11 protein-coding genes are annotated in these 11,497 nt (G+C 68.5%); 3 read left to right on the forward strand and 8 right to left on the reverse strand.

All coding sequences use genetic code 11. The annotated features are described in order from the left end of the window. Positions 1–45: 45 nt before the first annotated feature. Positions 46–708: a GNAT family N-acetyltransferase gene (locus G6N53_RS09680; RefSeq protein WP_163888279.1), complete on the forward strand. Its 663-nt coding sequence runs from the start codon at positions 46–48 to the stop codon at positions 706–708. A 32-nt stretch (positions 709–740) separates the two neighbouring features. Here G6N53_RS09680 and G6N53_RS09685 read toward each other — a convergent pair whose 3' ends face one another. The 4 genes from G6N53_RS09685 to G6N53_RS09700 all read right to left on the reverse strand — a co-directional run bounded on the left by G6N53_RS09685 (position 741) and on the right by G6N53_RS09700 (position 4,054). Beyond that, positions 741–2,207 (reverse strand): DUF3375 domain-containing protein, encoded by a 1,467-nt coding sequence (locus G6N53_RS09685; protein WP_163888280.1) that lies wholly within the window; start codon positions 2,205–2,207, stop codon positions 741–743. Between the two features lie 85 nt (positions 2,208–2,292). After that, positions 2,293–2,886: a TetR/AcrR family transcriptional regulator gene (locus tag G6N53_RS09690; RefSeq protein ID WP_163888281.1), complete on the reverse strand. Its 594-nt coding sequence runs from the start codon at positions 2,884–2,886 to the stop codon at positions 2,293–2,295. A gap of 43 nt (positions 2,887–2,929) precedes the next feature. Beyond that, positions 2,930–3,487, reverse strand: a complete 558-nt coding sequence (locus G6N53_RS09695; RefSeq protein ID WP_237166475.1) for a TetR/AcrR family transcriptional regulator — start codon at positions 3,485–3,487, stop codon at positions 2,930–2,932. Positions 3,488–3,751: 264 nt separating this feature from the next. Beyond that, the gene (locus tag G6N53_RS09700) at positions 3,752–4,054 is read right to left on the reverse strand and encodes a hypothetical protein (RefSeq protein WP_163888283.1); all 303 of its coding nucleotides are present in this window, start codon (positions 4,052–4,054) and stop codon (positions 3,752–3,754) included. Between the two features lie 130 nt (positions 4,055–4,184). Here G6N53_RS09700 and G6N53_RS09705 point away from each other — a divergent pair, with 130 nt between their 5' ends. After that, the gene (locus G6N53_RS09705) at positions 4,185–6,530 is read left to right on the forward strand and encodes an esterase-like activity of phytase family protein (RefSeq protein ID WP_163888284.1); all 2,346 of its coding nucleotides are present in this window, start codon (positions 4,185–4,187) and stop codon (positions 6,528–6,530) included. Between the two features lie 3 nt (positions 6,531–6,533). Here the strand turns inward: G6N53_RS09705 and G6N53_RS09710 are convergent, their stop codons facing one another. The 3 genes from G6N53_RS09710 to G6N53_RS09720 are packed head-to-tail and all read right to left on the reverse strand — an operon-like array spanning position 6,534 to position 9,861. Next, positions 6,534–7,991 carry an aldehyde dehydrogenase family protein gene (locus G6N53_RS09710; protein ID WP_163888285.1) on the reverse strand — a complete coding sequence of 486 codons (1,458 nt, stop codon included), beginning with the start codon at positions 7,989–7,991 and terminating at the stop codon, positions 6,534–6,536. A 22-nt stretch (positions 7,992–8,013) separates the two neighbouring features. Continuing rightward, positions 8,014–9,123: a serine hydrolase domain-containing protein gene (locus G6N53_RS09715; protein WP_163888286.1), complete on the reverse strand. Its 1,110-nt coding sequence runs from the start codon at positions 9,121–9,123 to the stop codon at positions 8,014–8,016. Positions 9,124–9,153: 30 nt separating this feature from the next. Further along, positions 9,154–9,861: a TetR/AcrR family transcriptional regulator gene (locus G6N53_RS09720; RefSeq protein WP_163888287.1), complete on the reverse strand. Its 708-nt coding sequence runs from the start codon at positions 9,859–9,861 to the stop codon at positions 9,154–9,156. Positions 9,862–9,934: 73 nt separating this feature from the next. On the opposite strand from G6N53_RS09720, the gene G6N53_RS09725 reads away from it, so the two are divergent. Beyond that, positions 9,935–10,312 (forward strand): VOC family protein, encoded by a 378-nt coding sequence (locus tag G6N53_RS09725; protein WP_163888288.1) that lies wholly within the window; start codon positions 9,935–9,937, stop codon positions 10,310–10,312. Between the two features lie 106 nt (positions 10,313–10,418). On the opposite strand, the gene G6N53_RS09730 is transcribed toward G6N53_RS09725, so the two are convergent. Then, positions 10,419–11,459, reverse strand: coding sequence for a threonine aldolase family protein (locus tag G6N53_RS09730; RefSeq protein ID WP_163888289.1), 1,041 nt, complete (start codon positions 11,457–11,459; stop codon positions 10,419–10,421). Between the last annotated feature and the right edge of the window lie 38 nt (positions 11,460–11,497).

Here is an 11,497-nt window from a genome sequence, read left to right on the forward strand (position 1 = left end):
GAACATTCGAGGCATCCGGCCTCATCAGCGCCTATGCTCGACGTCATGGCTGACCTTGACCGCGCGGCCACGCGCCGGGAGATCACCGATGCGCTGATCACCGCGCTGGACCGCCGACATGAAGTGCTTGATGCAATCGTGGACGCCGACAACCGGGCGGCGGCCGTCGAAGCGGTTGCCGCGTTGCTGGGTATCGCGTCCCTGGGGGCCGAGGCAGTGGTCGCGCTGCCGTTGCATCGGCTCACCAAGGACTCGCGCCGACAGATCGCGGCCGAACTCGACGACCTCAACAGTCAGCTGTCCTTCACGCTGATCGAGCGGCCGGACAGTTCCGGCGAGCATCTGGTGCTGCGGCAGTTTTCCAGCGAGTCCGACCGAGACCTCTTCGAGGCCAGGACGGCCGAGATCGGCGCACCCGGCGACGGTTCCGGCGGGCCGGCGGGCAGTCTCGACGACGAGATCGGATCGGCTCTCGGCCGGATCGACGCCGAGGACGCGATCTGGCTGGTAGCCGAAAAAGGAACGCAGGCAGTCGGAATGGTGTTCGGCGAGCTGGCAGACGGCGAGGTCGAGGTCCGGGTGTGGATTCATCCCGATCACCGACACCACGGGTACGGCACCGCTGCGCTGCGCAAATGCCGTTCAGAGATGGCCGCGTATTTTCCCGCCGTGCCCTTGGTCATTCGCGCGCCCGGCGTGACCGGATGAGGCTGCTTCGCACGCAGTGATCACGCCGGTGGTCATGCACTGGCATCGGCGAGGGTGGTGATCGGTTCGGTGAACATGAGGCGTGGGACGGCCATCTCCCGGTCGCGGCCGTCGAGTGATGTGAAGCGGACGGTGGTCTCCTCGGTGGTGTCGGCCAGGGGCTGCTTGAGGGCCCAGGACCACAGCACGATGACGTGGCCGAGGTAGGCGGTGTCGAGCATGGCGACGGCGTCGGGTAGCGAGACGGGCCCGGTGGCCAGCGCGTGGTTGAGCATGTCCGACATCGCCGGTGCGTCGACCTGGGTGGTCAGGGCGGCGAAGCTGGTCAGGTCGATCTCGCTGCCGCCGGCCTGGGCGGGTCGGGGGTTGGACAGGTCTCCGATCTTGAAGCTCAGCGCTCCGACAGAGCTGATCGCGTGCCGGGCCAACGGGACGTCGATGTCGAGGCGGGAATCGGTCAGCGAGGTCTTCAGCAGGGCGCGCGCCGCGCCGATGGCCTCGTTGAGCTGACGGGCCACCCCGCGGCTCTGTTCCAGCGTGCCGAACGCGGTGAACCGCTTGATCCGCTGGGCGCAGCGCTGCTGGATCCGCTCGACCTCGTCGATCTGGTGGCCCACCAGCTCGAAGAACCCGGCCATCACCCTGCGCAGCGCCGGGTCCAGGTCCGGCAGAGCGTCGGCGACCGCGGCCACGTCGGCCTCGAACTCGGCACGCTGGTCGGGGTCGTTGATCATCCGCAGGAACGCGCGGTGGCTGTCACGACCCTGGGAATCCCATGCTGCCTGGTAGTCGGTGTACATCTGGCGCTGCCGGTCGCGGTAGGCGACATTGCTGTCGATCGGGTCGTCGAGCGCCGCGGTGGCCTGCTCGATCATCGTGCCGTACTGGCCGATGTCGGTGATCAGCCGTTCCATCTGCAAGGCGATGGCGCGGGCCTCGTCGTAGGAGTCGGTGACGTCGGGCGCGGGCCGGGTTCCGGCGTCGAGTTCGTCGAGTTCGGCCTGCAGCAGCGTGATCTCGTGCTCGATGCTCTTGCGGATGCGCGCCGGGTCGTTGCCGACCCGCACCGCCACCTGCTTGAGCCGGGAGGCGATGCCGTTGATCGAGCCGCCGGTGGCGATCGTGTCGTTGCGCCGCATCCCGCGGACGAAGTCCAGGGCGCGACGCGCGTCCTGGGTGAGGTAGCAGATGTTCTGGTCGTGGCGGTCAGCTCGGGTGTCGACGAGGCGGTGCACCCAGCCCTGGCTGGCCCACGACTTGATCAGGGCAAGCCCGGACTGCCCGTCGGGATGGCCGAGTTCGTCGAGGTCGCGTTCCAGCCGCACCACCAACTCGGTCTCGGGCACGGCGCCGCCGCTGAGATGGCGTTCCATCAAGGTCGAGTACAGGCTCAGATTGGTGGTGGCCAGCAGCCGCAATGCGCGGGATCCCTGTACATCACGGTTGAGTTCGAGCAGCTCAGCGGACGACAACGCAGCGCTGTCCGGGGTTCCGTCCACATGGGCTCCTCGCTGCGTCTGGCGTCGTCGTCGGACGGTTCAAGATAGGTCACCGCGCCGACACGGGCGGCGTGGGGTGAGGCGGTCAGGACAGCTTGTCGTCCAGTACGGACAGTGCCTGCTCAAGCGCAGCCTGCGGCAGTGGCACGCCGTGGGAGGTCACCATGAGCACGCCGACGATGGCGCTGGCCATCACCTGACGCTCCTGCTCGTCGGCAGGACCGTCGGGCCGCTGAAGCAATGCCTCGGTGACGAGGTCGGCCAACCGAAGGTAGGCCGAGTAGACCAGCCCGCGCGCCTCGGGGACCGTGTAGAGGATTCGCTGACCGGTGATGGCGTCCTCGCGCTGCTCGGGATTCAGCGACCCGAACACCGACGTGACGGCATGGCGGTACGCCTGGACGTAGCCGAGGTCGCGAGGGGCGTTGACGAATGCCTCGACGATGGGGGCGATCTGGTCGTCGGACATCAGCAGGCCCTCTTTGCCGCCGAAATACCGGTACAGCGTGCGGGGTGAGACCTCGGCGGCCGCGGCAATCTGCTCGACGGTGGTGTCGGCGTACCCCTGCTGCTCGAACAGGCGGAACGCTTCGCGGCGGATCGCCAGGCGGCTCTGCGTCATCTTGCGCTCTCGCATGCCCACCGAGCGGTCCGACGACGCCGGATCACTGCTGTTCATCAGCGGGCGACGCTATCGGAAAACCGCTGCCCCTGCGCGCTCTTCAGTGCAGGTGCTCTGGCAGCGCGCGTTCGGTGAACTCCACCAGGGGCTGCTCCAGGGCCAGGATGGACTCCGCGTCACCCTCGGCGAGAGCCCCGGTGACCAGCATCGAGATCGCCGCGACCAGGGCCCGGCAGGCGAACCGGTCGGCGGTGCTGCGGGCGGAGAAGACCGCTTCCACCCCGGCCACAAAATCCTGCTGCAACTGCATCCGTCGGCGTAGCGCGTCCGGGCCGGCGGCGTACACCTCGACGAGGTACAGCCGTGCGGTGGGCGGGTCGGCCGCCAGGAAACCGAGGTAACTGCGCAGCATCGTGCGGTAGCGCTGCATCGGGGTGCCCGAGACGGGCCCCGAGTGCAGGCCGTCGAGGACGTTGCGCTGCATGCGGGCGTAGCCGGCCATGAAGCAGTCCTGTTTGGACTCGAACTGTTGATAGAAGGTCGCCCGAGACACCCTGGCGTGCTTGATCAGGTCGCTCACCGTGGTGTTGTTGTAGCCCTTCGAGCCCATCACCTCGGCGAGTGCCTTGAACAGGCGTTTTTGCTGGTCGGCGGTCACTTCGTCACGCGTGAGGTGATGCCGGCCAGAGCTCAGCCGCTTATCCACGCGGCGCCCCGTTCAGTCGATGCAGGTCTCTGCATTGCGTCTATCGTAGAGGGCCCTTCAGAAACGCCTTCGTTCTTCGAGAACGACGATGTTTATGTACTATCACGATGGCTTCGCTCGGCGCGTGCAGTCGCAGCGAGGGGTGGAGTGAAGCCAGCACGCGTCGGCCTCTGGCGCTGCCACCTCGGGGGAGTGGCATCGCCAGAGCTCAACGAGTCATGCCTTCTTGAGCATCCATGCCGGAATCCAATGCGTCACCAGGTCGCACCTGGGCCCATGGCTCACCGGGTAGCTGACCAGCCCCCACCAGTGGCCCTGCTCGCACATTCCCCAGCGGGTCAGTTCGCCGCGCACCACCTTGTGCATCTGCAGTCCGAACGGGTGGTACCGGCCGTGGCTGTGCGGTTCGCGGGGGAACAGCGATGCGAGATCCACCAGAACGTCCTGCGGAGGGTCGACCGCCCGGAAGACCACGGGGGTCGGCTGACCGCCGTGGCCGATGCTCTGCAGATCACCCACCGCTCGATCATATGTTCGAATGAATCGTTACGTTCAGCGATCCGTCGACTGGTGTTCACAGACTGACCGCCGCGCCATCACTTGCTCAAGCCAGGGTTGCTCGACGCAACCACAACTGAAGAGGTGACGGATGACCGCGATGAATGTGCGGAATGTGGCGCGGGCGGCGACCGCGGTGACGATCACAGCGCTGATGGTCGTCGGCTGCAGTACCGACAGCCAGGACGATGCCGCCGAAACGCCGGCACCCGAGACACCACGCGCCAGCTCACCGATCGACTGGGACCTGCCAGCCGGGCAGCGCTACCACCGCACGGCCACCTACCCCGTGTATCTGAACAAGCCGGCCGAGGACCCGGTCGAGGCCGAGACCGTCGCCGAGATCTCCACGGTCACCCCGGACGGAAACACCGTCATCTACACCGACGCCGCCGCCAAGCGGATCGGCTTCCTCGACCTGCGTGATCCCGCGCAACCCGTTGGGCTGGGCACGGTTTCGCTCAGCGAGCTCGGCAACGCCGACGACCAGCCCACCTCGGTGGCCGCCGTCGGCGAGTTCGTGCTGGTGGTAGTCGACACCACCGGTGGCGACTTCCCCAACCCGTCAGGACGTGTCGACGTCGTGCGCGTCAGCGACCGGACCCCGGTGCACAGCATCGACCTGGGTGGGCAACCGGATTCGATCGCCATCAGCCCGGACGGGTCGTTCGCGGCGATCGCCATGGAGAACCAGCGTGACGAGGAGTTCACCCCACCCGGTGGCGAAGAAGGTGACCTGCCGCAACCACCGACGGGTTTTGTGCAACTCGTCGATCTCACCGGGGCGCCCACCGGCTGGACGCCGCGGCGCGTCGACTTCGACGTCGAACAGGCCCGCGCCGCCGGGCTCGATACCCCGGAGGACCTCGAGCCGGAGTACGTCGCCATCAACTCCCGCGGCCAGGTCGCGGTCACCCTCCAGGAGAACAACGGCATCGCGGTGATCGACGGCCGCACCAGTGAGGTGTCCCGGATCTTCTCTGCCGGAACCCAATCCGTCGAGGGAATCGATACCGCCGAGGACGGCACGATCGACCAGACCGGCTCGATCCCGGACGCGCCGCGGGAGCCCGACGCGCTCGGCTGGATCGGCGACGAGCACGTGGCCACCGCCAACGAGGGCGACTGGAAGGGCGGTACCCGCGGCTGGACGATCTTCGATGCCGGCACCGGTGAGGTGGTCTGGGACGCCGGCAACACCTTCGAGCAGCTCGCGGTGCGCACCGGCCTGCACATCGAGAGCAGGGCCGAGTCCAAGGGCCCGGAGCCGGAAGGCCTGGCGATCACCGACATCGGCGGTCGTCCGACCGCGCTGGTGGCCTCCGAGCGCAGCAACTTCGTTGCGGTCTACGACGTCAGCGACGTGACCGCGCCGCAGTTCCGCCAGCTTCTGCCGACCACTCCCGGACCCGAGGGCATCCTGGCCGTCCCGTCCCGCAACCTGCTGGTCATCTCGTCGGAGGCCGACGACGCCGAGGCCCGGGTGCGCGCCTCGGTCAACGTCTACGGGTTCGGCGACGAATTCGCCGGTGACACACCTGCTTTCCCGTCGATCGTCTCCGGTGACATCGACGGGGTGCCGATCGGCTGGGGCGCACTCGGCGCGCTGAGTGCCGACCCAGCCGATGAGAACCGGCTGTACACCGCCACCGACATCGCCTACGGCCCGGCTCGGGTGCTCGGCGTCGACGTGTCCCGGACGCCGGCGTTGATCGACAGCGAGCTGCCCATCACCGACGACGGGGAGCCGGTCGCCCTCGACGTCGAAGGCGTCTCGGCCCGCCCCGACGGCGGTTTCGTGCTGGCCGTGGAGGGCGAGGAAGGCCCCGGCAACGAGTTGGTATACGTCGGCGCCGACGGCGGCATCGAGAACCGGGTCACCTTGCCCGACGACATCGCCGCGGAGCTGGGTGGCCAGGGGCTCGAAGGCGTTGCCGTCGACGGTGATTCCACGTGGGTCGCGCTCCAGCGCGAGCTCGGCAGCGACCCGCCGGGGGTGGTCCGCATCGGGCGCTACAGTCCTGACGGCGGCAGCTGGGAGTGGTTCGGCTATCAGTTGGGTAGCACCGACGTCGAGGGCGACTGGATCGGATTGTCCGAGATCGCCGTACACGACGGCGCACTGCTGGTGCTGGAACGGGACAAGCTCAACGGCCCCGACGCAAGGATCAAGGCGATCTACCGGGTGGCCATGCCCGACGGGGCCGGCGTGACGTCGGCCGGGGAAGAGCCGCAGGTGCTTTCGAAGACCCTGGCGCGAGATCTGCTCCCCGACCTGGCCGCGACCAACGGCTTCGTGCAGGAGAAGGTCGAGGGCTTCGCCGTCGCGGGCAACCAGAACCTCTACGTCGTCACCGACAACGACGGACTCGACGACGCCAACGGCGAGACCGTCTTCCTGGACCTCGGACCGGCGGGTGAGGCACTCGCCGGGTAGGCCTCAGATCGCGTACTCCCTGGGACGGTGCTGCACCGACACCCAGTGATCGGTGGTGAACTCGTCGATCGCCCACTGACCACCGAATCTGCCGATACCGGAATGCTTTTCACCGCCGAAGGCGGTGTTGGCGTCGTCGTTGACCGGCGAGTCGTTGATGTGTGTCATCCCCGCCTGAACCCGGCGGCCGAACCGCACCGCCCGTTCCACGTCCCGGCTGAACACCGCCGAGGACAGGCCGTACTCGGTGTCGTTGGCCAGCCGTAGCGCGTCGTCCTCATCTGCTGCCCGGATCACCGTCATCACCGGGCCGAAGACTTCCTCGCGGGCCGTGGCGACGTCGTTGCCGCCGCTGAGCACGTGCGGTGGAAGGCACAGCCCGGTGGGGCCGAACGGATCGCCGCCCAAGAGCATCTCGGCACCGTCTTCGGTCGCGCGTTGGAGTTTGTCCTGAATGCCTTCCAGCTGGGAGGAGTTGATCACCGGGCCGAGCTGGTTCTGCGGATCGCTCGGATCACCGACGCGCAGCGATCTGACCTTGTCGAGGAAGCGCTGCAGGAACTCGTCGTGCACCTCGGCGTCGACGATGATCCGGTTGGCGATCATGCAGATCTGCCCCTGGTGGAAGAACGATCCGAAGACGGCTGCCTGCACTGCCAGGTCCAGGTCGGCGTCGTCGAGCACGACCAGCGGACCGTTGCCGCCCAGTTCGAGAGCCAGCTTCTTCAGCCCCGCCTTCTCGGCGATCCCCCTGCCCACCGGCGTCGACCCGGTGAACGAGACCACCCGGGGAACCGGGTGCTGGACGATCGCGTCACCGATGTCGGAGCCCGAGCCCACCACGACCGACAACAGTCCGGCAGGCAGTCCCGCCTCCTCGAAGATGCGTGCCAGCAGCAGGCCGCCGGTGACGGGGGTGTCGCCGGCGGGTTTGAGCACCACGGCGTTGCCCACTGCCAGCGCCGGCGCCACCGAGCGGTTCGACAGCTGTAGCGGGAAGTTCCACGGCGAGATGACGGCGACGACGCCCACCGGTTCGCGGTAGACGCGGCTCTCCTTGCCCGGAATGTCCGATGGCATGATGCGGCCCTCGACATGGTGCGGCATCGACGCCGCCTCCCACATCACCGAGCGCACCAGATTCCACTCCAACTCGGCCTTGGCAACGGTGCCACCGGTTTCGCGCACCAGCCAGCCCACGATCTCGTCCTTGCGCGCCGTCATCACGTCGGCGGCGGCGCGCATCACCCCGGCACGCTCCAACGGCCGGGCTGCAGCCCAATCACGTTGCGCGGCAACCGCGGCATCGTAGGCGGTGTCGAGGTCGTGGGCGTCGGCCTGACCGATCTCGGCCAGTGTGTCCCCGCTGTACGGGTCGGTGCTGGCCCGCGTCTTGCCCGACGAGCCGGCCCGCCACCGTCCGCCGATGGGCATCGTGTCGAAGTCCGGGTAGGTGTCCATCGCCCACGCGTACCCGGTAGGTCTATGCCGAAACCGCCGCGGCGCGGAACCCGTCGAGCACCTCGGCGCCCTCGGGACCGTCCCACAGCACCTGCGTCAGCAGCAGCGTGGCGGTCCCGGTGCGGGGATCGGTACGCCACCCGGTGCCCAGGCCGCCGTCCCAGCCGTAGCACCCCTCGGCTTCCACGCATTGCCCGTAGCCCCAGCCTGCGCCGCCGAGGAACATGCCGCCATCGTGGCGCTGCTGCGGCGTCAGGTGGTCGGTGGCCATCGCCGTCAGCGACGCGGTCGTGATCAGCCGGCCGTCCCGGAGCGCGTCGGTGAAAGCGATCAGATCGTCGATCGTCGACACCAGACCCGCTGACCCCAAGGGGAACTCAGGGGCGCTGGCCCACATTCCGTCGACCGGGTCGAACACCGTGAAGCCGTGCTCACCGGGTGCCAGCTGCGGAACCAACCGGTGCAGCTTGTCGGGCACGACGTGGAAAGCGGTATCCACCATGCCCGCAGGGGCGTACACCCGCTCGGTCAGCACCTCGGGCAGCGGCTTGTCGGCCACCCGCGACAGCAGCACCCCGAGCAGATCGGCCGGTGTCTGGTACAGCCAGCGGGTGCCCGGCGCGGCGATCAGCGGCAACGCCGCCAGACGTCGCACCCATTCGTCGGGCGGTGGTGGCGCATACCTGCCGGGCGGGCCGTCGCTGCCCAGTTGCGCCGCGGCGTAGGCTATCTGGATCGGGGCGTTCATCGGGAACCGCGGCAGCATGCCGTCTCCGCACCGGAACGTCAGGACGTCCTCGACGGTCACCTCGCGCGCCGTGGGCACCGTGTCGTCGAGCTGCGCGTCCTCGACGCGCAAGACCGGTCGGCCGGCGAGTTCAGGCAGCCAGCGCGTGATCGGGTCCGCCGGCGTGATCTCCCCGGAGTCCACCATGGCCATCGCGGCGGTGGCGACGATCGGTTTCGAGATGGACGCGATCCGCATGATGGTGTCGCGCCGCAGAGGCGAGCCGAAGCCGTCGTCGCCGCCGACGTAGATCGCCGGGTCGCGCCCGGGTGCCGTCACCGCGGCGATGGCGCCGGGCACCTTGCCGGCGGCGATCGCGCCGTCCAGCACTTTTCGGAAGGTCATACCGGTACCGACCGTACGGCCCGCCCGGACTCATCGCGCCGCCAGTCCGGCGAGGATCACGCTCAGCCCGAACGCATACGCGGCGTCGGCGTTGTTGGCGGCGTTCTGCGCCTGACCGGCGGCGGTGCCGATCCGCGACGCCAGCGGGAACCGTTCGTCGACGCCGAGGCCGGCGAGCTTGGCGCCCTCCCGGTCCCACCACTGCTCGGGAGTCTCCTGGGCGCGTTCCCGCCGCGCGTGCGTCAGCGCCCGGGCACTGGCGCGGACAAAATCCAGCACCAGTGTCAGCGCCGCGTCGCGCTCGGCGTCGGTCAGCGGAAGTGTTTGCACTGCACCGAGTTCCCGCTCGTACTTGGTCAGTGTGCCCGGGCCCAGGACGGTGCGCTCGGACTCGACCTCGGCCAGCCACGGATGTGTGTCGAGCAGCTGCAGATTGTCGGAGGCGACCGCGGTCAGCTGCTCGGCCCAGTCACCGGACAGCTCGCTGTGGGTCATGTCCAAGCGGCACTGGTCGACCATCAGGGCGAGAAGTTGCTCGCGGCTCTCGACGTAGGAGTACAGCGACATCACCGGCGTGCTCAGCGCCTCGGCGACATCACGCAGCGTGAACGAAAGCCCGTTGCGATCGGCGACGGTGATGGCCGCGGCGACGACGTCGTCGGTGGCCAGCTTCGGGGGGCGGCCCCGGCGCTGTGGCCGGGGCATGTGGTGGCGCCACAGCAGGTCGACGGTATCCACGGCGGCTCCTCGGTTGCATTCTCGTATATAGTACGGGTAATAGTTCCCGTACGGAATACGAGAAAGGTGTTCGATGAAGATCACTGCTACCGCTGTGTCGCTGAACGTCGCCGATCCGCAGGCATCCGCGGACTTCCTGGCCCGCCACGTCGGGTTCACCACTTCGATGCAGGCCGATGGGTTCGTGTCGCTGTCCCACCCCGACGGCGGGCCGAATGTGGTCTACCTGCGCACCGGGTTGCCGTCGTTCAAACCCAGCCACCGCGCGGGGAGCGCCGGCGAGGGACTGCTGCTGGCGTTCGTCGTCGACGACGTCGATACCGCCTACGAGACCGTCCGCGCCGCGGGCGCCACCGTCGTCACCCCTCCGGAGACCGAGCCGTGGGGTGAGCGCTACTGCCAGTTCGAGGATCCCAACGGCATCATCGTGCAGTTCGTCGCGTGGGTGTGAGCTGTCTCCGCTCAGCGGGCTCCGCCGCGAAATTGGGGGTACCTCCCGCTTGCGGGGGATATTCCGGGTCGTGATTCGGTCGGAAACCACAGCCGTGGGTTAACTCTCAGCGTTTGCAGAGTGGGCGCAACGTTGCCAGGGCCTCGTCGACGTCGGACTCGGTTGTCGACCACGAGCAGACGAACCGCACCACCGGCACCGCCGGATCGGGCTGGTGCACGGCGTAGGACTGCGCCAGCGGCCCACGCGCATCGGCGGGCAGGTGCACGAACACCTCGTTGGCCTCGACCGGCGAAGCAAGCCGCAGCCCCATTCCCGTCATCCCGGTGCTGAGCCGGTGGGCCATCGTGTTCGCGTGCCTGGCGGTGTCGAGCCACAGACCGTCCTGCAGCATCGCCAGGAACTGGGCGGCGACGAACCGGTGCTTGCTGGCCAGATGACCGATCTGCTTCTGGACGAAGTGGATTCCGCTGAAGTGTTCGGGACGACGGACCAGGACGGCGTCGCCGAACAGCATGCCGTTCTTGGTGCCGCCCACGGTGACGATGTCCGCGTCGGCGACCGCCTGGGCCGGCGAGACATCGAGCGCGGCAATGGCGTTGGCGATCCTGGCGCCGTCGACGTGCACCAGCAGACCGCCGGCGTGGGCGTGGTCGACGAACCCGGCGATGGCGGGCGCGGTCCACACCCGGCCGCTCTCGGTGGACTGGGTGATGCTGACGATGCGGGGCTGGGAGTGATGGACCACGCCGAGGCGGGCGAGCCGGTGGTCCAGCTCGGCGGGTGCGATCAGGCCGTCGTCGCTGGGCAGCCGGGTGAGCTGGGCGCCGGAGAGCCGGACCGGGCCGCCTGCTTCGTCGAGCAGGACGTGAGCGACGTCGCTGCACAGGATTTCGTGCCACGGCCGCGCCGCCGAGGCCAGCGCGATGATGTTGGCCGCGGTGCCGGTGAACGCGAACAGCACCTCGGCGTCCGGCGCGTCGAAGGCCTGCCTGAGGGCGTCGGCCGCACGCTCGGTGACGGCATCGGCGCCGTAGGCCGCGGCGGTCCCGACGTTGACGTCGTGCAGCGCCTGCAACACCCGGGGGTGCGTCGGGGCGGCGTTGTCCGAGGCGAACGCGGTGGAGACAGACGACACGGTGACCATTCTGCGCCGAGAGTGAAGCCAGGGCTGTGATCGGGCCC

Origin of the sequence: Mycolicibacterium hippocampi (assembly GCF_010723735.1) — a bacterium.
In the GTDB taxonomy this organism is placed as follows: Bacteria; Actinomycetota; Actinomycetes; order Mycobacteriales; family Mycobacteriaceae; genus Mycobacterium; species Mycobacterium hippocampi.